Below are 25,271 nucleotides of genomic sequence, written 5' to 3'. Positions count from 1 at the left end.
CTCAGACGCGGAAGGGGAAGCCGTACGTGTGCACCGCGACGTTCTCGCGGTCTTCGGTGTCGCCCGCTTCCGCGGCGGCCCGGCCGAGCTCCTCGTACTTGCGCACGAGGTCGTACATCTCCTTCGACAGCCGGGACAGCTCGTCGGGCGTGAGCTTGAGCAGCCACTCGGAGGAGTCCGAGGCGGTGTTCCACACGGCGCCCCAGTGGGCGCGCTCGTCGAGGAAGCGGCGGTACATGTCGGCGCGCTGCTCGAAGAAGAGGCGGCTGGCGGCGGTGTGCGCGGCGGCCTTCTCGGGCGCGTCGCGGAAGTCCTCGTCGCGGATGGTGACCCCGTCCGTGGAGGGCTGCCACCAGCGTTCCCGGGCGTCCGTGCTCTGGGTCTCGGCCTCCTCGATGAGGCCGTGCTCGGCGAGCTTGCGCAGGTGGTAGCTGACCAGGGACACCGCCTCGTCGACCTGCTCGGCGAGCTGTGAGGCGGTGGCGGTGCGGGCGATGGTCAGCGCCCGGTACAGCTTCATCCGCAGCGGATGGGCGAGTGCCTTGAGCGTGCCCACGTCCCGGATCCGGCGGTCTCTCTCCCTGTCTGCCATGCCCCCACCGTAGATAGGAGAGAAAAGTTGCACAACATATTTTGCGCAACTTTCCTTTCGCATCCGGCCGCAGAAAAGCCCCGGCCGGTTCCGCACCGGCCGGGGCCCTCAGGACGGGAGGGTCAGCGCACCGGGTGCCCCGCCTCCCGCAGCGTCTGCTTCACCTCGCCGATCCGCAGGTCGCCGAAGTGGAACACGGACGCCGCCAGCACCGCGTCCGCGCCCGCCGCGACGGCCGGCGGGAAGTCGCCGAGCTTGCCGGCACCGCCGGAGGCGATCACCGGGATCGTGACGTGCTTGCGCACGGCCGCGATCATCTCCAGGTCGTAGCCGTCCTTGGTGCCGTCGGCGTCCATGGAGTTCAGCAGGATCTCCCCCGCGCCCAGCTCGGCCGCCCGGTGCGCCCACTCGACGGCGTCGATGCCGGTGCCGCGGCGGCCGCCGTGCGTGGTCACCTCGAACGAGCCCGACTCGGTGCGGCGGGCGTCCACCGACAGCACCAGCACCTGCCGGCCGAAGCGCTCGGCGATCTCCCGGATCAGCTCGGGGCGGGCGATCGCGGCGGTGTTCACGCCGACCTTGTCCGCGCCCGCGCGCAGCAGCTTGTCGACGTCCTCGGCCGTGCGCACGCCGCCGCCGACGGTGAGCGGGATGAACACCTGCTCGGCGGTGCGCCGCACCACGTCGTACGTCGTCTCGCGGTTGCCCGAGGACGCGGTGATGTCCAGGAACGTCAGCTCGTCGGCGCCCTCGGCGTCGTACACCTTGGCCATCTCGACGGGGTCGCCCGCGTCGCGCAGGTTCTGGAAGTTGACACCCTTGACGACCCGGCCGTTGTCCACGTCCAGGCAGGGAATGACTCGGACCGCCAGGGTCATCAGGTCACGGCTCCTCTGTATGCCTCTAGTTCCACTTCGACCAGGATGCGCGGGTCGACGAAGCCCTCGACGACCAGCAGGGTCGTGACCGGGCGCACGGAGTCGAACAGCTCCTTGTGGGCCCGCCCGGCGTCGTCCACGTCCCGCGCATGGGTCAGATACATCCGTGTACGGATCACGGACTCGGCGCCGAGACCGAACTCGGCGATCGCCTCCAGCGCGCTGGTGAACGCCACCTTGGCCTGTTCGTACGGATCGCCCTCGCCGTACAGCACGCTGCCCTTGAAGGACGTCGTGCCGCCCACCAGCACACGGTCGCCCACCGCGACGGCACGTGCGAAACCGAAACTCTCTTCCCAGGGACTTCCGCTCTGCACGCGCCGCGCGGCTTCGCTCATGACGACACAGCCTCCAAGGCCTCTTCCAGGGTGAACGCCTTCGCGTACAGCGCCTTCCCGACGATCGCGCCCTCGACACCGAGCGGGACCAGCTCGGCGATGGCACGCAGGTCGTCCAGCGAGGACACGCCGCCGGAGGCGACGACCGGGCGGTCCGTGGCCGCGCAGACGTTCTTCAGCAGCTCCAGGTTGGGGCCCTGCAGCGTGCCGTCCTTGGCGATGTCGGTGACGACGTAGCGGGCGCAGCCCTCCTTGTTCAGGCGGTCCAGCGTCTCGTAGAGGTCGCCGCCGTCGCGGGTCCAGCCGCGGCCGCGCAGGGTGGTGCCACGGACGTCGAGGCCGACGGCGATCTTGTCGCCGTGCTCGGCGATGACCTTGGCGACCCACTCCGGGGTCTCCAGCGCGGCGGTGCCCAGGTTGACGCGGGTGCAGCCGGTGGCCAGGGCGGCCGCCAGGGTGTCGTCGTCGCGGATGCCGCCGGACAGCTCCACCTTGATGTCCATGGCCTTCGCGACCTCGGCGATCAGCTCGCGGTTGTCCCCGGTGCCGAAGGCGGCGTCCAGGTCGACCAGGTGCAGCCACTCGGCACCGGAGCGCTGCCAGGCCAGGGCCGCCTCCAGCGGGGAGCCGTAGGAGGTCTCGGTGCCGGACTCGCCGTGGACGAGGCGGACGGCCTGGCCGTCGCGGACGTCGACGGCGGGGAGGAGTTCGAGCGTGCTCACAGTGTTCCGATCCAGTTGGTGAGGAGCTGGGCTCCGGCGTCGCCGGACTTCTCGGGGTGGAACTGGGTGGCCCACAGGGCGCCGTTCTCCACGGCGGCCACGAAGGGCTTGCCGTGCGTGGCCCAGGTGACCTTGGGGGCCGTCATCGCCGGGTTGTGCGCCTCCAGCGTCCAGTCGTGGACCGCGTAGGAGTGCACGAAGTAGAAGCGGGCGTCGGCGTCGAGGCCGGCGAACAGCTCCGAGCCGGCCGGGGCGTCCACCGTGTTCCAGCCCATGTGGGGCACGATGTCGGCCTGCAGCGGCTCGACCGTGCCGGGCCACTCGTCCAGGCCCTCGGCCTCCACCCCGTGCTCGATGCCGCGCGCGAAGAGGATCTGCATGCCGACGCAGATGCCCATCACGGGGCGCCCGCCGGCCAGCCGGCGCTCGACGACCCAGTCGCCGCGCGCCTGCTTCAGCCCCGCCATGCAGGCGGCGAAGGCGCCGACGCCGGGCACCAGCAGGCCGTCGGCGTTCATGGCCTTGTCGTAGTCGCGGGTGATCTCGACGTCGGCGCCCGCGCGGGCGAGGGCGCGCTCGGCGGAGCGCACGTTGCCGAAGCCGTAGTCGAAGACGACGACCTGCCGCCTCTTTCCGACTGAGCCGCTCATCAGCTCCACACCTCCAGCCGCATCACGCCCGCGACGAGGCACATGGCCGCGCCGATGGACAGCAGCACGATCAGGCTCCGGGGCATCTGCTGCTTGACGAAGGAGATGATCCCGCCGACCAGGAACAGGCCGACGACGATCAGGATCGTGGAAAGACCGTTCATCGCTTTTACAGCGCACCCTTCGTGGACGGCAGGATGCCCGCCGCGCGCGGGTCGCGCTCGGAGGCGTAGCGCAGGGCCCGGGCCAGCGCCTTGAACTGGCACTCCACGATGTGGTGCGCGTTGCGGCCGTAGGGCACGTGGACGTGCAGGGCGACCTGGGCCTGGGCGACGAAGGACTCCAGGATGTGCCGGGTCATCGTGGTGTCGTACTCGCCGATCATCGGCGCCATGTTCTCCGGCTCGGTGTGCACCAGGTAGGGGCGGCCGGACAGGTCGACGGTGACCTGGGCGAGGGACTCGTCCAGCGGGACCGTGCAGTTGCCGAAGCGGTAGATGCCCACCTTGTCGCCGAGCGCCTGCTTGAAGGCGGCGCCGAGCGCGAGGGCGGTGTCCTCGATGGTGTGGTGGGAGTCGATGTGCAGGTCGCCGTCGGTCTTCACGGTCAGGTCGAACAGACCGTGCCGGCCGAGCTGGTCGAGCATGTGGTCGTAGAAGCCGACGCCGGTGGCGATGTCGGTCTTCCCGGTGCCGTCGAGGTCGATCTCGACCAGCACCGAGGTCTCCTTGGTGGTGCGCTCTATGCGTCCAACGCGGCTCATGCCTCAAGCTCCTTCTTCACGTCACGGACCGCGTCCAGGAACGCGTCGTTCTCCTCCGGCGTGCCGGCGGTGACCCGCAGCCATCCCGGTACGCCGTTGTCCCGGACCAGGACGCCCCGGTCGAGGATCCTCCGCCAGGCGTCGTGCGCGTCCTCGAACCGGCCGAACTGCACGAAGTTGGCGTCCGACGCCGTGACCTCGTAGCCGAGGGCGAGCAGTTCGCGCACCAGCCGGTCCCGCTCGGCCTTGAGCTGCTCGACGTAGCCGAGCAGGGTGTCGGTGTGCTCCAGCGCGGCCAGCGCGGTCGCCTGGGTGACGGCCGACAGGTGGTACGGCAGGCGCACCAGCTGGACGGCGTCCACGACCGCCGGGTCCGCGGCGAGGTAGCCGAGGCGCAGCCCGGCCGCGCCGAACGCCTTCGACATCGTGCGGGAGATCACCAGGTGCGGGCGGCCCTCGAGCAGCGGCAGCAGCGAGTCGCCGTGGCTGAACTCGATGTACGCCTCGTCCGCGATCACGATGGACGGCTTCGCGGCCTGCGCGGCGTCGTACAGCGCGATCACGGTCTCGGGCGGGACGGCCGTGCCGGTGGGGTTGTTGGGCGTGGTGATGAAGACGACGTCGGGCCGGTTCTCGGCGATCGCCTTCTCGGCGGCCGCGAGGTCGATGGTGAAGTCGTCGTTGCGGGGACCCGAGATCCACCCGGTGCCGGTGCCGCGCGCGATGAGCGCGTGCATGGAGTACGACGGCTCGAAGCCGATCGCCGTACGCCCGGGCCCGCCGAAGGTCTGCAGCAGCTGCTGGATGACCTCGTTGGAGCCGTTGGCCGCCCACACGTTCGCCAGGCCGACCTCGTACCCGGCGGTGCGGGTGAGGTACTCGGCCAGACGCGTGCGCAGCTCGACGGCGTCGCGGTCCGGGTAGCGGTTCAGCTCGCGGGCGGCCTCGCGCACCCGCTCGGCGATCCGCTCGACCAGCGGCTCGGGCAGCGGGTAGGGGTTCTCGTTGGTGTTCAGCCGTACGGGGACGTCCAGCTGCGGCGCGCCGTAGGGGGACTTGCCGCGCAGCTCGTCCCGTACGGGGAGATCGTCGATGCCCGTCACTTGCTCTGCGGAACCTTCCAGTCGAACCTCGCCTTGATCGCCGCGCCGTGCGCGGGCAGGTCCTCCGCCTCGGCCAGCGTCACCACGTGGTGCGCGACCTCGGCCAGCGCGTCCCGGGTGTAGTCGACGATGTGGATGCCGCGCAGGAAGGACTGCACGGACAGGCCGGAGGAGTGGCAGGCGCAGCCGCCGGTGGGCAGCACGTGGTTGGATCCGGCCGCGTAGTCGCCGAGCGAGACGGGCGCCCAGGGGCCGATGAAGATCGCGCCGGCGTTGCGCACCCGGTCGGCGACCGCGGCGGCGTCGGCGGTCTGGATCTCCAGGTGCTCGGCGCCGTAGGCGTCGACCACGCGCAGGCCCTCGTCGATGCCGTCGACCAGGACGATCGCGGACTGCTTGCCCTTCAGCGCGGGCAAGATCCGGTCGTCGATGTGCTTGGTGGCGGCGACCTGAGGCTCCAGCTCGCGCTCGACCGCCTCGGCGAGCGACGGGGAGTCGGTGACCAGCACGGCCGCGGCCAGCGGGTCGTGCTCGGCCTGGCTGATCAGGTCGGCGGCCACGTGCACCGGGTCGGCCGTGGCGTCGGCGAGGATCGCGATCTCGGTGGGGCCGGCCTCGGCGTCGATGCCGATCTTGCCGGTGAAGTAGCGCTTGGCGGCGGCGACCCAGATGTTGCCGGGGCCGGTGACCATGTTCGCGGGCGGGCAGGACTCGGTGCCGTGGGCGAACATCGCGACGGCGGTGGCGCCGCCGGCGGCGTACACCTCGTCGACGCCGAGCAGGGCGCACGCGGCGAGGATCGTCGGGTGCGGCAGCCCGCCGAACTCGGCCTGGGCGGGCGAGGCGAGCGCGATCGAGGGCACGCCGGCCTCCTGGGCCGGTACGGCGTTCATCACCACGGACGACGGGTAGACGGACCGGCCGCCGGGCGCGTACAGGCCGACCCGCTCGACCGGCACCCACTTCTCGGTCACGGTGCCGCCGGGGACGACCTGGGTGGTGTGCGTGGCGCGGCGCTGCTCGCGGTGGACGAGGCGGGCGCGGCGGATGGACTCCTCCAGGGCCGCGCGCACGGCCGGGTCGAGCTCGTCGAGCGCCTTGGCGATCGCCTCGGCCGGCACCCGCACCTGCTCCAGCCGGACCCCGTCGAATTTCTCCGCGAAGTCGATCAGTGCCGCGTCGCCGCGATGATGCACGGCCTCGCAGATCGGACGCACCTTCTCCAGGGCGGCCTGAACGTCGAAGTCGGCTCGGGGCAGCAGGTCACGCAGGGCGGGTCCCTCGGGAAGGGCGTCGCCGCGCAGATCGATTCGGGAGATCACGGACTCAATTCTCTCAGACCCGGGACGCGTGCCGTGCGGCCGTATCAATGGCTGATACACGCCGTGATACGACCCGTGCGCCGCGTGCGCGGACTGACCGGAAGACGACCGTCACTTTGGGTGTTCGAAGGGTGACTCACCGGGCATGAACGGCTGTACGAAGGGCGGAACCCGCGAGTAGCCGGGGAGGAAGTGAGCGCCGTGACCGAGGAGGCGGGCCTCCACGCCGGCGATCTGCCGGACGACCTGACCGCCGCGGAGGCCGGCATGTGGCTGGCCTTCCGCAACGGCAGTGTGTACGACCTCAGCAGCGGCGATCCCGTCGTGGACGATCCGCACGGCGGGCATCCGTGGGGGCCGGAGCGCACGGTGCGGGCGCGGATCGTGGCGTGGCTGCTGCTGGACGGCCCGCCCGCCCTCGCGGGGCGGGTGTCGGCGCTGAAACTGGTCGGGGTGCGGCTCAGCGGGGTGCTGGACCTCGCGGGCGGCACCGTCGCGCCGTACGTCGAGCTGCGCGGCTGCCGCTTCGAGAGCGACGTGCTGCTGCCGGAGGCCCGCTTCACCACCGTGCGGCTGGTGGACTGCTCGGTGCCGCGGCTGGAGGCGGCGCGGCTGCACACCGAGGGCGACCTGCATCTGCCCCGCTGCCGGTTCCACCGGGGCATCCGCCTCACCGACGCGCACATCGGCACCGACCTGATGCTCAACGAGGCGGTCGTACGGCGGGACCGCACCGGCCGGTCCCTCGCCGGGGACGGCCTGAGCGTGGGCCAGGACCTGCAGGCGGAGCTGCTGCGGTCGGACGGCGAGCTGAGCCTGCGCGGCGCGAAGGTCGGCGTGTCGCTCAGCCTGCGCGGGGCCCGGCTGGCCAATCCGTACGCCCGGCACGCGCTGAACGCGCCGCAGCTGACCGTCGAGCGCACGCTGTACCTGACCCCGGCCGGGGTCGGCCAGGCGCTGATGGGGGTGACCCCGGCGCAGGGGACGCGGATCCAGGAGTTCGAGTGCCGGGGCGGGGTGCGGCTGGACGACGGACGGTTCGGGGACGCGGTGGACTTCGAACGGGCCCGGTTCACCCTCGGCGAGGGGCAGGAGCTGTCGCTGCGCCGGGTGCAGACGCCGGAGCTGCGCTTCCTCGGGGAGCGGCCGCCGGCCGGGCGGGTGGTGCTGTCGGGGGCCCGGATCGTCACCCTCATCGACCGGGCGGGTGCCTGGCCGGGCCCGGGGCAGCTGCAGATGGGCGGCTTCACCTACGAGAGCCTGGTGCCGCACGGCCCGTTCCCGCTGGCCGAGCGGCTGCAGTGGGTGGCGGCGGCGACCGCCGAGTTCAACCCGGAGCCGTACGAGCGGCTGGCGGCGGTGCTGCGGGGCGCCGGCGAGGACGAGGACGCGCGCGCGGTGCTGCTCGCCAAGCAGCGCCACCGCCGCCGGACGCTGCCGCTCGCCGCCCGGCTGTGGGGCTACGCGCAGGACTGGACGGTGGCCTACGGCTACCGGCCGGGGCGGGCCGCGGTGTGGATGGCGGTGCTGTGGGCGGCGGGCTCGCTGGCCTTCGCGCACGCCGGGCACCCGCCGGTGAAGGGCGACGAGCACCCGGCGTGGGACCCGGCGCTGTTCGCGCTGGACCTGCTGCTGCCGGTGATCGACCTGGGCCAGGTGGGTCAGTGGCAGCTGACCGACGGCTGGCAGTGGCTGGCGGCGGCGCTGGTGCTGCTGGGCTGGGTGCTGGCGACGGCGGTGGCGGCGGGGGCGACGCGGCTGCTGCGGCGGGCGTGAGGGGAGCGCGCGTGGGTTGCTTGCGTGGGAGCGCGCGTGGGGCGCTCGCATGGGGAGCGTGCGTGGGGCGCTGGCGTGGTGAGCATGCGTGGGGCGCGTGAGGGTGTGAAGAGGGTGTTCGCGGGGCGCGAGGGGGGCATAAAGGGCCCACCCGGTGCGGAACGGCGGTCCCGTCGCGGCAGCCGCACCAGGCCGACCTGCGGTTACCCCGGGTAGACAGGACACGGGTTCGAAAAGGTGAGGAAGGATCACGTTTTACCCTTCCTTGACCTGCGGGCGTACAACTTTCGGGAGGTTCCGTGTAGCCACTGGCGCCGTCGCGACCTGCGGCTTTTCAATGGTCGACACCATGGCTCTGCTGCTGCCGTTCATCCGCTCGGGCCGGATGACCCCCACCGCCGCGCACCCCGCCGCGCCCGACACGGACGCCCCCCACGTCCCCGACGACGAGGTGCTCCTCGACGCGGCCGACCCCCGGCTGGCCCCCGTGCTGGTCGCGGCCGCCCGCGGCGAACACGCGCCCGCCGCCGGGCTGCTCGGCGCCACCCGCGCCGCCCGCGAGTGGGAACGCCGTGACCGGTACTCCGTCCGGCTGGCCGCCTTCGCGCACTCCCGCCCCGAGTGGCTGCACACCTGGCGCACCGCCGACCCGCAGGACCCGCACGGCCTGGTCGTCGAGACCCAGCTCGCGGTGGACCGCGCCTGGCGCTCGCCGGCCCGCGTCGAGGCGCTGCGCGAGCTCAGCCCGCTGATCACCCGGGCCGCCCGCAGCGACGACCGCGACCCGGTGCCGTGGCGCATCGCGCTGGACCACGCGCGCGGGGCCCGCGCCGGGCACAAGTACTTCGAGGAGCTGTGGGAGGCGGCGGTGCGCCGCGCCCCGCACCACTACGGCTGCCACGTGGCCGCGCTGCGCTATCTGGCCTCCTGGGGACAGGACGCCCACCGCGCGTGCCTCGACTTCGCCGACCGGGCCGCCCAGGACGCGCCGGCCGACTCCTTCGTCCAGGCGCTGCCGCTGCGGGCGGCCTTCACCTGCCTGAGCGGGCCCCGGGGCGTCCAGGTGGAGCCGGAGCGGCTGCACGCGGCGGCCGACCGGGCCATCGCGCTGTCCGCGCTGCTCGGGCCCGCAGACCCGTGGCCCGCGCCCATCCGCAACCTGCTGATCCACGTCCTGGCCCGGCTGGAGCGGCCGGCCGAGGCGCTGGAGCAGCTCCGGCTGAACGGCCCGTACGCCACCTCCTTCCCCTGGGAGCGGGAGTCGGACGACCCGTTGGGGCGTTTTCTGCAGGTCCGCGAGGAGGTGCGGACGGCGGTCGCGGGGGCGGCGCGGCGTCCGCAGCGCGGGCACGGCGGTCACGCGCGCTGAGTCGGCCATTAGGCTGTGGCGCCGTGACCACCGTCCGGCTCCCCCTCTTTCCCCTGAACTCGGTGCTGTACCCCGGGCTCGTCCTCCCGCTGAACGTCTTCGAGGAGCGATATCGCGCCATGATGCGCGAGTTGCTGAAGACGCCCGAGGAGGAACCCCGCCGGTTCGCCGTCGTGGCGATCCGCGACGGCCGCGAGGTCGCGCCCAGCGCCCCCGGCATGCCGGACCAGACGGCGCTGCCCGAACGCGGGCCGGCCGCCGGTTTCGGCCCCGACCCCGCGAAGGCCCTCCACAAGGTGGGCTGCATCGCGGACGCGGCGACCATCCGGGAACGCGCCGACGGCACCTTCGAGGTGCTGGCCACCGGGACGACCCGGGTGCGGCTGCTGTCCGTGGACGCCTCCGGGCCGTTCCTGACCGCCGAACTGGAGGAACTGACCGAGGACCCCGGCGACGAGGCCGGCGCGCTCGCCGAGGGCGTGCTGAGGGCCTTCCGGCAGTACCAGAAGCGGCTGGCGGGCGCGCGGGAGCGGTCGCTGTCGACCGGGGCCGACCTGCCCGACGAGCCGTCGGTGGTGTCGTACCTGGTGGCGGCGGCGATGATGCTCGACACGCCGGCCAAGCAGCGGCTGCTGCAGGCCCCCGACACGGCGTCGCGGCTGCGGGACGAGCTGAAACTCCTTCGCAGCGAGACGGCGATCATCCGTACGCTGCCGTCGCTGCCCGCGGCGGACCTCACGCGCGGGCCGACGAGTCTGAACTGATCTCCGACAACGGCGGGAACGGCCGGCAATGGCGAAGAAGACGAAGAAGCAGCAGTCCGGCGGGACGCCGGCGACGGTGGCCCTGACGGCGGCGGGCGTGGACTTCACGGTCCACGCCTACGACCACGACCCCAACCACCCCTCCTACGGCGAGGAGGCGGCCGAGGCGATGGGCGTCTCCCCGGAGCGGGTGTTCAAGACGCTGGTCGCGGACGTGGACGGCACGCTGACCGTGGCCGTCGTGCCGGTGGCCGGGCAGCTGGACCTCAAGGCGCTGGCCACGGCGGTCGGCGGCAAGCGGGCGGCGATGGCCGACCCGGCCCTCGCGGAGCGCACCACGGGGTACGTGCGCGGGGGGATCTCCCCGCTGGGGCAGCGCAAGCGGCTGCGGACGGTTCTGGACGCGTCGGCGTCGTCCTTCCCCACGATCTGCGTGTCGGCCGGCCGCCGGGGCCTGGAGGTGGAGCTGTCCCCCGAGGATCTGGCCAAGCTGACAGACGCCGTCGTGGCCCCCGTCGGCCGGACCTGACGGGTCCGGCCGGGGGCTGTTCTTCGTCTGCGGACGCGTGGGGGCCGGTCGCGCAGGTCCCCGCGCCCCTGGGGGGTCGCAGTCACCCCCGCCCCCGTGGCTGCGGGCAGTCGTGCCGCAGGGCACCGCATCCCCGGGCACCGGACCCCTACGCCGGAGGCACCCCGTACCCCCCGAAGTGTTCCGGCTCGCGGGGACCGAACAGCGCCGTGAGCCCCAGGTGCACGACCAGCCCGGCCAGCGGCCACGCGAGCAGCGCCCCCTTCGCCCCGAGCTTCAGCGGCGCCGAGAAGGTCACGCCCTCCCCCACGGCCTTCGCGTGCGCGATCACGTCGTCCGCCGGCCCGAGCCACACGCCCAGCCGCCACGCCACCAGCGACGCGAGCAACCCGCCGACCCCGACCGCGACGACCAGCGGCACACCCCCGCGCCGCCGCCACAGGAACACCGCGACCCCGCTGAGCGCCCCGAACGCCAGGGCGAGCAACGTGAACGTGCCGTCCACGCCGATCGCCTGCTCCCCCTCGCTGTCCTTGAGGTAGACCACCCAGCTGTCGTCCACCACGCTGCCCACCAGCGGCACGTGCGGCGCCAGCCACCACCACAGCACGCCGAGCAGCACCCCGGCGACCGTCACCGCCACGGTGACCACGGCGGCCTCACGCAGTTCCGTCTTCATCCCGGGCCCGTCCTGTCCGTACACGGCGTCCTGCGGCGCGGGAGTCCCGTACCCGTGTCCGTCGAACGCGGGCGGATACCCCTGATCGGCAGCGTGCGAGGAGCGGTTGTGCGGTCCGGAGGGCGGTGTCAGCGGTGCGGTCACCCCCACATCGTGCCAGGTGCGACCGCGCGCCGCGTCACCGGACGGCGGCCCGGCGGTACGCCCAGGTGGCCACGGCCAGGGACACGCCCCCGACCCCCGCGCACACGGCGAGGTCACCGAGCACGTAGGCCCAGTCGGGCCCCGCGGCGAAGGTCCGCGCGAGGGCTTCGACGCCGTACGTGGACGGCAGCAGATCGCGGGCCAGCCGGACGATCTCCGGCATCCGCTCGGGCGGCAGCACGCCCAGCAGCAGCGCCGCCGACATGCCCAGCTGGCCGAGCAGCGTCGCCAGTTCCGGCCGCGGCGCGAGCAGCCCGCAGGCCGCGCCCAGCCCGGACAGCGCGGCCCCGGCGAGCGGGATCACCGCGGCCAGCACCCACAGATGCGTCAGCGGCAGCCCGAACAGCGCGCACCCGAAGACGGCGGTAACCACCGTCCCCGGCACGGTGAACGACGCGTAGGCCGCCGCCGCGCCGAGCACCACCGCGGCGGGCGGCACCGGCAGCGTGGCGTAGTGGTCGAGCCCGCCGCTGGCGCGCAGCTGGCCGAAGTACTGGGCGAGCAGGTTCAGCGCGACGAACGCGACGACCAGCACCGCGGAGCCGGCGACGACGGACTCGGCCTCCCGGCCGCCGTCCACCACCCCGCGCATCATGATCAGGATGCCGACGGACTGGAAGGTCGCCACGAACAGCAGCGGGATCCGCGCCACCCGCGCCCGGGACAGCTGCGCCCGGTACACGGCGCCCAGCGCCGGCCACAGCCGCGCGCGCGGCCCGAGCGCGGCCGGTGCCGGGTCGGCGGCCTCGGCCACGCCGCCCCGGGCGCGGCCCGGCAGACTCTCGGCGGGTACGACACTCACGTGGAGCTGCTCCTTCTCCGTACGGCGGTCGCCGGGACCCCTACGGTCACGTGGACCCCTACGCAGGACACGGCCGGTGCGTTCACGCCTTCACCAGCCCCTGCCGTGCGGCGCCGCCGAGCGCCAGGTAGACGTCCTCCAGGCTCGGCGTGGCGAGGGTGAAGTCGTCCAGGGCGGCGAACGCGGCCCCGCCGGTGACGGTGGCGACGACCGCGCGGGCCTCCTCGGGCGCGAGCCGCAGCGTCCAGCGGCGCCCGGACTCGGCGGCCCGGTCGCGCAGCGCGGCCACCTCGGGCACGTCGAGCGGGGCGCGCTCGCGCCACACCAGCTCGACCCGCACCTCGTCGGCGACCTGTTCCTTCAGGCCGGCGGGCGTGTCGCAGGCGATGATCCGGCCCCGGTCGAGCACGGCGACCCGGTCGAGCACGGTCTCGGCCTCGATGACGTTGTGGGTGACCAGCAGGACGGTCGTGCCGCGTTCGGCGCGGCGGCGGTCGACGGCGGACCACACCGCGCGGCGGGCCACGGGGTCCATGCCGGTGGTCGGCTCGTCGAGGACGAGCAGCGGACGCTCGCCGACCAGCGCGGCGGCGAAGCAGGCGAGCCGGCGCTGCCCGCCGGACAGCTTCTTCAGCGGGCGCCCGGCGATCGGGGTGAGCCCCAGCTCCTCCAGGACGGCGTCCCGCTCGGCGCGTGCCTGCCGGGTGTCCAGGCCGCGCAGCCGGCCGGTGGTCTCGGCGGCGAGGGAGACGGTCAGTTCGTCGAGGGCGGAGGACTCCTGGCCGAGGTAGGCGAGGAGGCGGGCGGCCCGCTCGGGGTGGCGCACGATGTCGTGCCCGAGGATCTCCACCCGGCCGGCGTCGGGCCGCATCAGCCCGGTGAGCTGGCGGACGAGGGTGGACTTGCCGGCGCCGTTCGGCCCGAGCAGGCCGAAGATCTCACCGCGCCGGATGTCGAGGCATACGTCGTCGGTGGCGCGCACCTCGGGAGTGCCGGGGGCGCCGCGCCGGGCCCGCACGGCCGGATAGGTCTTGGTCAGTCCGCGCGCCGCGCACACGACCTCGCCGAGGGGCCGTTCCGATGCTGCCGTGCGCGTACTCACAAGGGACGAGACTACGGGGTCGGACCGCTTTACTCGCCGTTGGGGCGCTCCGCACGGCTTCCCGGCGCATCGTCTCCGCGCGCGGGGCCGCTCGCCGGGGCGCTCGCCGAGGTGCCCGCCGAGGTGCTCGCCCGGGGTTCAGTCCCCGGTCGTGGCCGGTTCCGTGGCCGCCGGGACGTCGATCTCGCGCCAGAAGCCCGCCCGGATGGCGTAGCGGTCGTGCTCGTCGATCTGGTCGTCCTTGTGGGCGAGCAGGCCGAAGCGGGCCGCGTAGCGCAGGAGCTCGCCGTCGATGCGGTGCGGGATGCGGGGGTACATGGCGGACAGCCGCTGCAGGTGGCCGGTGTCGCCGAGGCGGGAGATCCAGCGGCGGGCGAAGACCTGGCCGACCTCGTAGGGGTCGCCGCCGACGGTGGTGATGTCCTCCTCGCGGTCGGCCCAGCGCTGCTCGGCCGTGGTGAGCTGGGCGAGCGTGGGCATCGCGGCGACCTCGGGCGGTTCGGAGGGCACGCCGGGGCGGTCGACCCAGCCCTTGTCGGAGGACCACCGCAGGGTCGCGGTCGGGGGGTGCTGCGGGGCGTGCGCTCCGGCGCGCAGTTCGGCGAGGTCCTTCGGGGTGGGGACGCCCTTGGCGGTGGGCATGCGGTCCTGGGCGCCGTTCTGCGGGGCGGCCGCGGGCTGGTGCTCGGGCTCGGCCGGGGGCCGCTCGGCGGTGCTGCCGAGCGAGGACTCGGGCAGCGGCGCGGAGAGGATCGCGGCGATCTCGGGCCGTGGCGCGGGCGGCGGGGCGCAGATGCCGGTGAGTTCCTTGGCGCGCACGGCCTTGGTGATCCACGCCCGGTCGAGCACGCGCCGCTCGTCGGCCTCGGCGACCAGGTCCTCTGACTGGTTGTAGTCGCCGTCGGCGGCCTGGACGGCCCACAGGTGGACGGCGACGCCGTGCTCCTTGGCGGACATCATGCCGGGCAGCAGATCGCCGTCGCCGGTGACGAGCACGATGTCGGAGCAGGCGCGGTTGCGGGCCAGCTCGGTCAGCTCGGCGTGCATGGCGGCGTCGACGCCTTTTTGCGCCCACCGCCCGTCGCTGCGGGTGAGGGCGCCCAGGCGGACGGTGACACGGGGCATGACGCGCAGCCGGCGGTGCTCGGGCTGGGGAACGCGGTCGGGGGCGCCGTCGAACCAGTAGATGCGCAGCAGCGGCTGCTGGGTGTCGGCCTCGGCGCGGTCGCGCAGGCCCTGGATGAGGGCGGCGTGGTCGACGGTGATCCGGGACCGGGAGGGCTCTCCGGCGAGGAGGCTGGCGGCGGCCCCCAGCAGATACCCGGCGTCCACCAGGACGATGCAGCGGTCCACGCGACTCACCCTCTTCCTGGGAGGTTTGCTTCGGGCTTCCTTCGAGTCTGCCCGACCACGCGGGGGTTAACGGCCGGAACTCGATCTTCGGCGTGGCGTTTCGGGCCCGCACGGCTCAAGAGCCCGTGTCACGCACGGTAATTGTCCGATATGCGCTCTTTGTCAGTCTATGTGAATCTGGTCGCGGCCCTGGCCCCTAGATCCCCCACAGGAGGCATCACCATGGCCAAGAACAAGAACCGTGATCGTAAGCAGCGTCCGACCGAGCGCGGCCAGCAGGCGACCCGGCAGCCGGCGATGGACACCGAGTCCCAGGCCGAGGTGGAGGTCACCCCCGGCGACGTGGCGACCCGCAAGCGGAAGCGCAGCTTCGGCCACAACTGACGTCCGCCGGTGAAGGACCCCACGGGTCCCGGCACATGACGAGGGGCGCACCCGGGGATCCACGGGTGCGCCCCTCGCGCGGTTGCTCCGGTCAGCCCGCCAGGCAGGACGGGCCGAGCAGCACCTTCAGGTCGCCGAACAGCGCCGGGTCGGGCTTGACCCGGTGCCGGTCCAGACGCAGCACGGTCGTCTTCGTCGGGCCCTGGAGCTTGATCCGCACCTCGCTGTCGCCCTTGTGGTGGCTGAGGATCTCCCCGAGCCGGCTGACCATGGGCGGGGTGACCCGGGTGGCGGGGATGGTCAGGACCACCGGGGCGTTGGTGCCCGCGTTGGACAGGTCCGGCACCATCAGCTCCATCGCGACCAGCCGCGGCACGTCCTCCCGCTTGTCGAGCCGTCCCTTGACGAACACGACGGCGTCCTCGACGAGTTGGGTGGACACCAGCTGGTAGGTCGCCGGGAAGAACATGCACTCGATGGAGCCCGCGAGGTCCTCCACGGTGGCGATCGCCCAGGCGTTGCCCTGCTTGGTCATCTTGCGCTGCAGGCCGGAGATGATGCCGCCGATGGTCACCACCGCGCCGTCGGCGTGCTCACCGCCGGTGAGCTGCGAGATGCCCGCGTCGGCCTTGTCGGACAGGATGTGCTCCAGGCCGAACAGCGGGTGGTCGGAGACGTACAGACCGAGCATCTCCCGCTCCTGGGCGAGCAGATAGGTCTTGTCCCACTCCTCGTCGGTGAACTGCACGTCGAGTCCGAAGCCGGGCTCGCTGGACGTCTCCTCGCCCATCCCGCCGAAGAGGTCGAACTGCCCCTCGGCCTCCTTGCGCTTGACCGCCACCACGTTGTCGATCATCGGCTCGTACTGCGCCATCAGGCCCTTGCGGGTGTGGCCCATGGAGTCGAAGGCGCCGGCCTTGATCAGCGATTCCGTGGTGCGCTTGTTGCACACGACCGCCTCGACCTTGTCGAGGTAGTCCGGGAAGGAGGTGTACTTCCCCTTCGCCTTGCGGCACTTGATGATCGACTCCACGACGTTGGTGCCGACGTTGCGCACCGCGGACAGGCCGAAGAGGATCACGTCGTCGCCCTGCGCGGCGAAGTTCGCCTCGGACTCGTTGACGTTCGGCGGGAGCACCTTGATGCCCATGCGGCGGCACTCGTTGAGGTAGACGGCCGACTTGTCCTTGTCGTCCTTGACCGAGGTCAGCAGCGCGGCCATGTACTCGGCCGGGTGGTTCGCCTTGAGGTAGGCGGTCCAGTAGGAGACCAGGCCGTACGCGGCGGAGTGCGCCTTGTTGAAGGCGTAGCCGGCGAAGGGGACCAGCACGTCCCACAGCGCCTGGATCGCCTCGTCGCTGTAGCCGTTCTTGCGGGCGCCGGCCTGGAAGATGACGAAGTTCTTCTCCAGCTCCTCCGGCTTCTTCTTGCCCATCACGCGGCGGAGGATGTCGGCCTCGCCGAGCGAGTAGCCGGCGATGATCTGGGCGGCCTTCTGCACCTGCTCCTGGTAGACGATCAGGCCGTAGGTGACGTCCAGGACCTCCCTGAGCGGCTCCTCCAGCTCCGGGTGGATCGGCGTGATCTCCTGCTGCCCGTTCTTGCGCAGCGCGTAGTTCGTGTGGGAGTTCATGCCCATCGGGCCCGGGCGGTACAGGGCCGACACGGCGGAGATGTCTTCGAAGTTGTCGGGCTTCATCAGCCGCAGCAGCGAACGCATGGGGCCGCCGTCGAACTGGAAGACGCCGAGGGTGTCGCCGCGCTGGAGCAGCTCGAAGGTCGTCGGGTCGTCGAGCGGGAGGCTGAGGAGATCGATGTCGATCCCCTTGTTCGCCTTCACCATCTTGACGGCGTCGTCCATGATCGTGAGGTTGCGCAGGCCCAGGAAGTCCATCTTCAGCAGGCCGAGCGACTCACAGCTCGGATAGTCCCACTGGGTGATGGTCACGCCGTCGGTGTGCCGCACCCAGACCGGGACGTGGTCCACGATGGGCTCGCTGGACATGATCACGCCGGCCGCGTGCACACCCATCTGCCGGACCAGGCCCTCCACACCGCGCGCGGTGTCGATGACCTTCTTCACGTCCGGCTCGTTCTCGTACATCGACCGCACCTCGCCCGCCTCCGAGTAGCGGGGGTGGTTCGGGTCGGTGATGCCGGACAGCGGGATGCCCTTGCCGAGGACGTCGGCGGGCATGGCCTTGGTGATGCGGTCGCCCATCGCGTACGGGTAGCCCAGCACGCGCGCGGAGTCCTTGATCGCGTTCTTGGCCTTGATGGTGCCGTAGGTGCCGATCTGGGCGACCTTGTCGGCGCCGTACTTCTCGGTGACGTACCGGATCACCTCGGCGCGCCGGCGCTCGTCGAAGTCGATGTCGACATCGGGCATGGAGATGCGCTCGGGGTTGAGGAAGCGCTCGAAGATCAGGCCGTGCGGGATCGGGTCGAGGTCGGTGATGCCCATGGCGTAGGCGACGATCGAACCGGCCGCGGAGCCTCGGCCGGGGCCCACGGCGATGCCGTTGTTCTTCGCCCACATGATGAAGTCGGCGACGACGAGGAAGTAGCCGGGGAAGCCCATCGAGATGATGACGTCCATCTCGTAGTCGGCCTGGCGCTGGCGGTCCTCGGGGATGCCGTCGGGGAAGCGGCGCTCCATGCCCCGGCGGACCTCCTCCTTGAACCAGGTGACCTCGGTGTAGCCCTCCGGGATGTCGAACTTCGGCATCAGGTCGCGCTTTTCGAACATGCCCGTGGTGTCCACCATCTCGGCGACCAGGAGCGTGTTGGCGCAGCCCTCCTGCCAGGCGTCCGAGGAGTCGATGGCGTACATCTCGTCCGTGGACTTCAGGTAGTAGCCGGTGCCGTCGAACTTGAAGCGGTCGGGGTCGGAGAGGTTCTTGCCGGTCTGGATGCACAGCAGGGCGTCGTGCGCCTGCGCCTCGTGCGCGTAGGTGTAGTGCGAGTCGTTGGTGACCAGCGGGGGGATGCCGAGCTTCCTGCCGATCTCCAGCAGGCCGTCGCGGACCCGGCGCTCGATCTCGATGCCGTGGTCCATCAGCTCCAGGAAGTACTTGTCCTTGCCGAAGATGTCCTGGTAGTCGGCGGCCGCCTTGAGGGCCTCGTCGAAGTGGCCGAGGCGCAGCCGGGTCTGCACCTCGCCCGAGGGGCAGCCGGTGGAGGCGACGATGCCCTCGGACCACTGGGCGATGGTCTCCTTGTCCATCCGGGGCCACTTCTGCAGCCAGCCCTCGGCGTAGGCGTCGGAGGAGAGCCGGAAGAGGTTGTGCAGGCCGGTCTTGTTCACCGCCCACATCGTCTTGTGGGTGTAACCACCCGAACCCGAGATGTCGTCCCGCTTCTGGTGCGGCTGGCCCCACAGGATCTTGCGCTTGTTGCGCCGGGACTCGGGGGCGACATACGCCTCGATCCCGATGATCGGGGTGATTCCGGCCTTCTTCGCGGAGTGGAAGAAGTCGTACGCGCCGTGCAGGTTGCCGTGGTCGGACATGGCGATGTGCGTCATGCCCATCTCGTTGCACGCGTTGAACATGTCCTTCAGCCGCGCGGCACCGTCCAGCAGGGAGTACTGGGTGTGGACGTGCAGGTGCGTGAACGGCGGCTTCGACACGGTGTGCCCTCCAGCGGAAACACTCGGCGACGGATCGGCGGACGGTTGGGGATTCAGCGTCGAAGTCTATGCCCGGGGACTGACAGCGGCCGGGCACTACGGCGTACCTTCATCCGTTGGAAGCGGCAGAGACGCTTCGCACACCCACTGCACCACCTGCACCAGGAGGCATCCAGCGATGTCGGTACCCCAGCTTGGCGACGAGCAGCGCGGTGAGGAGATTCTCACCGTCTTCGACACCGCCTTCGGCGAGCTCCTGGCCGCCGACCCGGCGGCGTTCCGGGTGAAGTTCCGCAAGATGGCGGCTTCGGCGTTCGCCTTCTACCGGGGTACGGCGTGCCTCTTCTACCACGACGTGGACGAGGACAAGCGGGGTGGCCCGTTCCTGGACGAGCGCACCTCGCGCGTGTGGATCCACGGCGATCTGCACGCGGAGAACTTCGGCACCTACATGGACTCCAACGGCCGCCTGGTGTTCAACGTCAACGACTTCGACGAGGCCTACGTCGGCCCCTTCACCTGGGACCTGAAGCGCTTCAGTGCCTCCATCGCGCTCGTCGGGTACGCCAAGGCGCTCAGCGACGAGCAGATCACGGAGCTGGTGCAGATCTACGCGGCCGCCTACCGCGAGCGCATCCACGCCCTGGCGACCGGCGCCAAGAGCGACGAGGTGCCGCCGTTCACGCTGGACACCGCGCAGGGCCCGCTGCTGGACGCGCTGCGCGACGCGCGGGCGCTGACCCGGTTCGGGCTGCTGGACTCGATGACCGAGATCCGCGACTTCGAGCGCCGCTTCGCCGACGGCGGCGGCTCCGTCGAGCTGGACGCGGCCACGCGCTACAAGGTGCTGGCGGCCTTCGACGGCTATCTGGAGACGCTGCCGGAGACCTCCCTGGCCCGCCCGGACTCCTACCGGGTCAAGGACGTCGTGGGCCGGCGCGGGATCGGCATCGGCTCGGCCGGGCTGCCGTCGTACAACATCCTGCTGGAGGGGCACAGCGACGCCCTGGAGAACGACGTCGTGATCTACATCAAGCAGGCCCAGACGCCGGCGGTCTCCCGGCACATCACGGACCAGGCGATCCGTGACTACTTCCAGCACGAGGGCCACCGCACGGTGATCTCCCAGCGGGCGCTGCAGGCGCACGCCGACCCGTGGCTGGGCTGGACCGAGCTGGACGGCGCCGGGCAGCTGGTCGCCGAGGTGTCGCCGTACGCGGTCGACCTGGACTGGGGCGACATCGACGACCCGGAGGAGATCGCGAGCGTCGTCGCCGACCTCGGCCGGGCCACGGCCACCATGCACGCGGCCGCCGACGACCAGTCGGGCGAGTCGCTGGTGCCCTTCTCCACCGAGCGGGCCATCGACGCGGCGATCGCCGCCGACGAGGAGGGCTTCGCGCCGCTCCTGGTCGACTTCGCGCACGACTACGGCGCACGCGCGCGTGCCGACCACCAGATCTTCCTCGACCTGTTCCGCAACGGCCGCATTCCGGGGCTGTGAGCCCCACGATCACGGTGTGAGCTCTCACAGGGACCCTTTAGGGGTCCCTTACCGGAGCTCGTGCCACACTCTTGACTCGCTATGGACATATCCGGGACCCACCTCAGAGCGCTCCGCGCGGCGCTGTTCACGGCACTGGTCGTGACGCTCAGCTCCGCGTCGCACGTGCTGCTGTCCCGGGTCCCGCTGCCCGCGAGCACCGTGGCCGCGGTCGCGGGAGCCGTGTTCGCGCTCGCCTACGCGCTGGCGGGCCGCGAGCGGGGCTTCGGCCGGATCGCCGCGCTGCTGGTCCCGCTGGAGCTGGCCGCGGACACGCTGTTCACCACGGGCCAGCACCTGTGCTACGGCGCGGCGGGCGGCCCGGTCGCCGGCCCGCTGCGCTCGGTCGGCTGGGACGTGCTGTGCGGCAACCACGCGGCCGTGGGCACCCCGCTGGCCCGGATGACCGGCACGGACACCGACCGGCTGCCGGCCCTGCTGGCCCACGCCGACCCGGTCACCGCCTGGCTGCTGCTGGCCGCGCACGTGAGCGTCGGCCTGGTCGCCGCGGCCTGGCTGCGCCGGGGCGAGCGGGCCCTGGCCCAGCTGCTGCGGGCGGTGGCCGCGACCACGTTCCGTCCGCTGCTGGTGGCCGTCGCCGCGGTCACCGTCCGCACGCCCGGCCCGCACCGCCGGCTGCCGCGCCCCGTCCGCCGCACGGCCGCCGTCCGCGGCCCGCTGCTCGCGCACTCCCTGGGACGGCGTGGACCGCCCTGCCCGCCCGTGTTCGCCTGACCCCCCGCTCACCCGGGGCCGACCCCCGGTGAGCCGGGGCTCACCCGAGGCGAACACCCGGAGCACCGGCAGTCCCCCGAATTCGTCCCGCGCACCCCGAGCGTGCGCGTGTCCTCCACGGAGATCATCACCATGAGCAAGCGGAACACCCAGGCGGCCAAGACGGCGGCGCGCGAGCGGCTGCGGGCCGAGCGCGAGCGCGAGGCCAAGCGCGCCAAGGTCAAGCGGCAGGTCACCGTCGCGGTGTCGGTCGTCGCCGTCCTCGCGGCGGCCGGCGGCATAGGCTACGCGGTCGTCCAGGCCAACAAGCCGGGCCACTGGGAGGCCGTCAAGGACGAGAAGCTCGTCAAGCCGGCCAACACCACCGGCACGGACGGCACGACCGTCGTCATCGGCAAGAGCACCGCCAAGAAGACCCTCGCGATGTACGAGGACCCGCGCTGCCCGGTCTGCGCGGCCTTCGAGCAGACGGTGGGCCAGACCGTCAAGAAGGACGTCGACGAGGGCAAGTACAAGATCCAGTTCGTCGGTGCCACCTTCATCGACACCAACATCCCGGGCGAGGGCTCCCGCAACGCGCTCAGCGCCCTCGGCGCGGCGCTGAACGTCAGCCCCGAGGCCTTCCTGGAGTACAAGGCCGCCCTGTACTCGGCGAAGTACCACCCCGAGGAGCAGGACGACAAGTTCAAGGACGACGCCTACCTGATCAAGGTGGCGGACACGGTCGGCGCCCTGAAGAACAACGCCGCGTTCCAGAAGGCCGTCAAGGACGGGACCTACGACAAGTGGGCCCTGGTGATGAGCGAGAAGTTCGACAAGGACGGCCAGAAGTACGACTTCCAGGGCACGCCGACGCTCGTCATGGACGGCAAGAAGGTCACCGGGTCGGACGGCAAGAACGCCCCGATGACGGTCGAGGAGTTCACCACGGCGATCGACAAGGCGCTCAAGGGCTGACCCGACCGGAAACCCAACAGCGGGCGAACTTTTGCCGGTTCGCCCGCTGTCTCGCATACCGATCAGTAACCTGATCGGTCGTGACCAGTCGATACAGATCCCACACCTCGCCGGGAGACACCCCCTCCCCCGCCCCTCGCCGCCGTACGGTCGTCAAGGCCGCGGCGGCGACGGCTGTCCTGGCCGGCCCGCTCGCCGCCGCCCTGCCGGCCCGGGCCGCGTCCGCCGCGCCCGCCTTCCTGCACGGCGTGGCCTCCGGCGACCCGCTGCCCGACGGCATCCTGCTGTGGACCCGGGTGACGCCCGTCCCCGAGGCGATACCGGGTTCGGGGACCGGCCCGGACACCGAGGTCGCCTGGGTCGTCGCCACCGACCGGGCGCTCACCGACGTCGTCGCCCGCGGCACGGTCGTCGCGACCGCCGCCTCCGACCACACCGTCAAGGCCGATGTGCGCGGCCTGAGGCCGGCCACCGACTACTACTTCCGCTTCTCCGCCGGCGGCACCGACTCCCCCGTCGCCCGCACCCGCACGGCGCCCGCCGCCGACGCCCCGGTGGCGGGCCTCCGCTTCGGCGTGGTCTCCTGCGCCAACTGGGAGGCGGGCCACTTCGCGGCGTACCGCCATCTCGCGGCCCGCTCCGACCTGGACGCCTGGCTGCATCTCGGCGACTACATCTACGAGTACGGCTCGGGCGAGTACGCGGCCCGCGGCACGGTCGTCCGTCCCCACGCGCCCGCCCACGAGATCCTCACGCTCGCCGACTACCGGATCCGGCACGCGACGTACAAGACCGACCCCGACCTGCAGGCGCTGCACCTGAAGGCGCCGGTGGTGGCGATCTGGGACGACCACGAGTTCGCCGACAACGCCTGGTCGGGCGGCGCGGTCAACCACACCGAGGGCGCCGAGGGGACCTGGGCCGCGCGTCAGGCGGCAGCCAAGCAGGCCTACTTCGAGTGGATGCCGGTGCGCCCGGCGCTGGCCGGCACCACCTACCGCCGGCTGCGCTTCGGCAAGCTCGCCGACCTGTCGCTGCTGGACCTGCGCTCCTTCCGCTCGCAGCAGGCGGCGACGGCCTCCGGCTCGGTGGACGACCCGGACCGCACGATCACCGGCCGGGCGCAGCTGGACTGGCTCAAGGCCGGACTGAAGGCCTCCGACACCACCTGGCGGCTGGTCGGGAACTCCGTGATGATCTCGCCGTTCGCCGTCGGCTCGCTCTCCGCGGACCTGCTGAAGCCGCTGGCGAAGCTGCTCGGGCTGCCCCAGGAGGGCATCGCGATCAACACCGACCAGTGGGACGGCTACACCGACGACCGGCGCGAACTGCTGGCGCACCTGCGGGCCAACGCGATCCGCAACACCGTCTTCCTGACCGGCGACATCCACATGGCGTGGGCGAACGACGTGCCGGTGGATGCGGGGACGTATCCGCTCTCGCCGTCGGCCGCGACCGAGTTCGTGGTCACCTCGGTGACGTCCGACAACCTCGACGACATCGTCAAGGCGCCCGAGGGCACGATCTCCGCGCTCGCCTCGCCGGTGATCCGGGCCGCCAACCGGCACGTCCACTGGGTCGACACCGACCGGCACGGCTACGGCGTGCTGGACCTGACCGCCGAGCGGGCGCAGATGGACTACTACGTGCTGTCCGACCGCACCGATCCGGACGCGACCTCGGCCTGGGTCCGCTCCTACCGCACCCGCAGCGGCACGCAGAAGGTCGAGCGGACCTACGACCCTGTGTGACAGCTGTGCGTGAAGGACGATTTTCAGCCAGCGCAGCGCCTTCGTTGAACGGCTGACTTCTCGTCACGCGGGCCCCGCGGGTGGTGTGATCCGCGCGCGAATCCGGACACACCACCCGCCGCGGTACAGGGGTATCCCTATGAGCCGATGTGGCCTGATCACTGCTCTTCCCGCTTGGTCATGTGCACGTAATCTCCGGGCCACGGCACAGGAAACTCCCCCTGCGCCGCACCCCACCGCCTCCACCAGGAGACACTCATGCGTGCGCTTGCCCGGATATCCCCCTCCACGCGCAGACGCCTGCTCGGCACCGCGGCCGTGGCCGGAACCCTGCTGCTCTCCCCGCTCTCGGCCCCCACCACCGTCGCCGCCGCCGGCACCCCCGCCGCCGCGTGCGCCGACAGCGGCAACGCCGCCGCCCGTGAGGCCCGCCCGGCGGCCGGACAGCACGTCGCCGAGCCCAACGAGGTCACCGACGCCAAGGCCAAGGCCATGGACGCCGACCTGCACAAGAAGCTGGACCAGCTGCGCGCTAGCGGCCGCGCCTCGCTGGCCGCCACCTCGGCCACCGTCCCCGTGTACTTCCACGTCATCCACGACGGCGCCGCCGGCAACCTGAGCTCCAGTGACATCAGCGCCCAGATGAACGTGCTGAACGCGGCGTACGCCGGCCAGGGCACCGGCAACAACGACTCCGGCTTCCAGTTCACCCTGGCCGGCACCGACTACACCGACAACGCCGCCTGGTACAACCTCACCGACGGCTCCGCCGAGGAGAAGGCGATGAAGACCGCCCTGCGCAAGGGCGGGGCGAACGCGCTCAACATCTACACCGCCAACCTCGGCGGCGGGCTGCTCGGCTGGGCCACCTTCCCCAGCTCCTACAAGTCCAGCCCGTCCATGGACGGTGTGGTCATCCTGGACGCCTCGCTGCCCGGCGGCTCCGCCGCCAACTACAACCAGGGCGACACCGCGACCCACGAGGTCGGCCACTGGATGGGCCTGTACCACACCTTCCAGGGCGGCTGTAACGGCAACGGCGACTACGTCGACGACACCCCGGCCGAGAAGAGCGCCGCGTACCAGTGCCCGACCGGCCGCGACACCTGCGCCAACAAGCCGGGCGCCGACCCGATCCACAACTTCATGGACTACACGTACGACTCCTGCATGTACCAGTTCACCGCCGGCCAGGTGACCCGCATGCAGCAGAGCTGGGCCGCCTACCGCGCGGCAGGCTGAGCCCGCCGCACGGGCCGCTGAA

Annotated in this window: 24 protein-coding genes; 10 read left to right on the top strand and 14 right to left on the bottom strand. The window is 71.9% G+C overall.

The window, feature by feature from the left end; translation table 11 throughout:
- Position 1: 1 nt before the first annotated feature.
- The 9 genes from ACF1AL_RS10900 to hisD all read right to left on the bottom strand — a co-directional run bounded on the left by ACF1AL_RS10900 (position 2) and on the right by hisD (position 6,428).
- A complete protein-coding gene (locus ACF1AL_RS10900) occupies positions 2-592 on the bottom strand; it encodes a helix-turn-helix domain-containing protein (protein ID WP_366835890.1) in 591 nt (196 codons plus the stop codon).
- Between the two features lie 122 nt (positions 593-714).
- A complete protein-coding gene (gene hisF / locus ACF1AL_RS10895) occupies positions 715-1,470 on the bottom strand; it encodes an imidazole glycerol phosphate synthase subunit HisF (protein ID WP_366835891.1) in 756 nt (251 codons plus the stop codon).
- The gene (locus tag ACF1AL_RS10890; protein ID WP_366835892.1) at positions 1,470-1,868 is read right to left on the bottom strand and encodes a RidA family protein; all 399 of its coding nucleotides are present in this window, start codon (positions 1,866-1,868) and stop codon (positions 1,470-1,472) included. The genes hisF and ACF1AL_RS10890 overlap by 1 nt, the downstream gene beginning before the upstream one ends.
- The gene (gene priA, locus ACF1AL_RS10885) at positions 1,865-2,590 is read right to left on the bottom strand and encodes a bifunctional 1-(5-phosphoribosyl)-5-((5-phosphoribosylamino)methylideneamino)imidazole-4-carboxamide isomerase/phosphoribosylanthranilate isomerase PriA (RefSeq protein WP_366835893.1); all 726 of its coding nucleotides are present in this window, start codon (positions 2,588-2,590) and stop codon (positions 1,865-1,867) included. The genes ACF1AL_RS10890 and priA overlap by 4 nt, the downstream gene beginning before the upstream one ends.
- On the bottom strand, positions 2,587-3,240 hold the full coding sequence (gene hisH, locus ACF1AL_RS10880; RefSeq protein WP_386418986.1) for an imidazole glycerol phosphate synthase subunit HisH: 654 nt from the start codon (positions 3,238-3,240) through the stop codon (positions 2,587-2,589). The genes priA and hisH overlap by 4 nt, the downstream gene beginning before the upstream one ends.
- Complete coding sequence (locus ACF1AL_RS10875; RefSeq protein WP_181139728.1) at positions 3,240-3,404, bottom strand: hypothetical protein; 165 nt, start codon at positions 3,402-3,404, stop codon at positions 3,240-3,242. The genes hisH and ACF1AL_RS10875 overlap by 1 nt, the downstream gene beginning before the upstream one ends.
- A gap of 5 nt (positions 3,405-3,409) precedes the next feature.
- On the bottom strand, positions 3,410-4,003 hold the full coding sequence (gene hisB / locus ACF1AL_RS10870) for an imidazoleglycerol-phosphate dehydratase HisB (RefSeq protein WP_363269143.1): 594 nt from the start codon (positions 4,001-4,003) through the stop codon (positions 3,410-3,412).
- Positions 4,000-5,106, bottom strand: a complete 1,107-nt coding sequence (locus tag ACF1AL_RS10865) for a histidinol-phosphate transaminase (RefSeq protein WP_391697513.1) — start codon at positions 5,104-5,106, stop codon at positions 4,000-4,002. Before ACF1AL_RS10865 ends, hisB begins: the two co-directional genes overlap by 4 nt.
- The gene (gene hisD, locus ACF1AL_RS10860; RefSeq protein ID WP_391697516.1) at positions 5,103-6,428 is read right to left on the bottom strand and encodes a histidinol dehydrogenase; all 1,326 of its coding nucleotides are present in this window, start codon (positions 6,426-6,428) and stop codon (positions 5,103-5,105) included. Before hisD ends, ACF1AL_RS10865 begins: the two co-directional genes overlap by 4 nt.
- A gap of 201 nt (positions 6,429-6,629) precedes the next feature.
- Here hisD and ACF1AL_RS10855 point away from each other — a divergent pair, with 201 nt between their 5' ends.
- The 4 genes from ACF1AL_RS10855 (at position 6,630) to ybaK (ending at position 10,866) form a co-directional block, all read left to right on the top strand.
- Entirely contained in the window at positions 6,630-8,204 is a 1,575-nt protein-coding gene (locus ACF1AL_RS10855; protein ID WP_391697896.1) for an oxidoreductase, read from the top strand.
- A gap of 337 nt (positions 8,205-8,541) precedes the next feature.
- Positions 8,542-9,573: a hypothetical protein gene (locus ACF1AL_RS10850; RefSeq protein ID WP_391697519.1), complete on the top strand. Its 1,032-nt coding sequence runs from the start codon at positions 8,542-8,544 to the stop codon at positions 9,571-9,573.
- Between the two features lie 23 nt (positions 9,574-9,596).
- Positions 9,597-10,337, top strand: coding sequence for an LON peptidase substrate-binding domain-containing protein (locus tag ACF1AL_RS10845; protein ID WP_391820594.1), 741 nt, complete (start codon positions 9,597-9,599; stop codon positions 10,335-10,337).
- 28 nt (positions 10,338-10,365) lie between these two features.
- Complete coding sequence (gene ybaK / locus ACF1AL_RS10840) at positions 10,366-10,866, top strand: Cys-tRNA(Pro) deacylase (RefSeq protein WP_391778791.1); 501 nt, start codon at positions 10,366-10,368, stop codon at positions 10,864-10,866.
- Positions 10,867-11,014: 148 nt separating this feature from the next.
- On the opposite strand, the gene ACF1AL_RS10835 is transcribed toward ybaK, so the two are convergent.
- The 4 genes from ACF1AL_RS10835 to ACF1AL_RS10820 form a co-directional block, all read right to left on the bottom strand.
- A complete protein-coding gene (locus tag ACF1AL_RS10835; RefSeq protein WP_391697525.1) occupies positions 11,015-11,689 on the bottom strand; it encodes an AAA family ATPase in 675 nt (224 codons plus the stop codon).
- 34 nt (positions 11,690-11,723) lie between these two features.
- Positions 11,724-12,551 (bottom strand): ABC transporter permease, encoded by an 828-nt coding sequence (locus tag ACF1AL_RS10830; RefSeq protein ID WP_366835902.1) that lies wholly within the window; start codon positions 12,549-12,551, stop codon positions 11,724-11,726.
- Between the two features lie 82 nt (positions 12,552-12,633).
- On the bottom strand, positions 12,634-13,608 hold the full coding sequence (locus tag ACF1AL_RS10825) for an ABC transporter ATP-binding protein (protein WP_391820655.1): 975 nt from the start codon (positions 13,606-13,608) through the stop codon (positions 12,634-12,636).
- 183 nt (positions 13,609-13,791) lie between these two features.
- Positions 13,792-15,006 (bottom strand): NYN domain-containing protein, encoded by a 1,215-nt coding sequence (locus ACF1AL_RS10820; protein ID WP_366835903.1) that lies wholly within the window; start codon positions 15,004-15,006, stop codon positions 13,792-13,794.
- A gap of 222 nt (positions 15,007-15,228) precedes the next feature.
- Here ACF1AL_RS10820 and ACF1AL_RS10815 point away from each other — a divergent pair, with 222 nt between their 5' ends.
- Positions 15,229-15,390 carry a hypothetical protein gene (locus tag ACF1AL_RS10815; protein WP_366835904.1) on the top strand — a complete coding sequence of 54 codons (162 nt, stop codon included), beginning with the start codon at positions 15,229-15,231 and terminating at the stop codon, positions 15,388-15,390.
- A gap of 91 nt (positions 15,391-15,481) precedes the next feature.
- Here ACF1AL_RS10815 and dnaE read toward each other — a convergent pair whose 3' ends face one another.
- Positions 15,482-19,021 carry a DNA polymerase III subunit alpha gene (dnaE, locus tag ACF1AL_RS10810; RefSeq protein WP_366835906.1) on the bottom strand — a complete coding sequence of 1,180 codons (3,540 nt, stop codon included), beginning with the start codon at positions 19,019-19,021 and terminating at the stop codon, positions 15,482-15,484.
- A 178-nt stretch (positions 19,022-19,199) separates the two neighbouring features.
- On the opposite strand from dnaE, the gene ACF1AL_RS10805 reads away from it, so the two are divergent.
- From ACF1AL_RS10805 to ACF1AL_RS10785, 5 genes are all read left to right on the top strand, one after another.
- Positions 19,200-20,525 carry a DUF2252 domain-containing protein gene (locus ACF1AL_RS10805; RefSeq protein WP_391660926.1) on the top strand — a complete coding sequence of 442 codons (1,326 nt, stop codon included), beginning with the start codon at positions 19,200-19,202 and terminating at the stop codon, positions 20,523-20,525.
- A gap of 81 nt (positions 20,526-20,606) precedes the next feature.
- Positions 20,607-21,299: a hypothetical protein gene (locus ACF1AL_RS10800; RefSeq protein WP_391778794.1), complete on the top strand. Its 693-nt coding sequence runs from the start codon at positions 20,607-20,609 to the stop codon at positions 21,297-21,299.
- 132 nt (positions 21,300-21,431) lie between these two features.
- Positions 21,432-22,256 carry a DsbA family protein gene (locus ACF1AL_RS10795; protein WP_366835909.1) on the top strand — a complete coding sequence of 275 codons (825 nt, stop codon included), beginning with the start codon at positions 21,432-21,434 and terminating at the stop codon, positions 22,254-22,256.
- An 80-nt stretch (positions 22,257-22,336) separates the two neighbouring features.
- Complete coding sequence (locus ACF1AL_RS10790; RefSeq protein ID WP_391820592.1) at positions 22,337-24,007, top strand: alkaline phosphatase D family protein; 1,671 nt, start codon at positions 22,337-22,339, stop codon at positions 24,005-24,007.
- A 258-nt stretch (positions 24,008-24,265) separates the two neighbouring features.
- Positions 24,266-25,249, top strand: coding sequence for a zinc metalloprotease (locus tag ACF1AL_RS10785; RefSeq protein WP_391778796.1), 984 nt, complete (start codon positions 24,266-24,268; stop codon positions 25,247-25,249).
- Positions 25,250-25,271 lie beyond the last annotated feature (22 nt).

Origin of the sequence: Streptomyces sp. NPDC014801 (assembly GCF_043082085.1) — a bacterium.
GTDB lineage: Bacteria > Actinomycetota > Actinomycetes > Streptomycetales > Streptomycetaceae > Streptomyces.
Note: the sequence above shows the minus strand (reverse complement) of the source record. Positions and strands in the feature narration are given on the sequence as shown.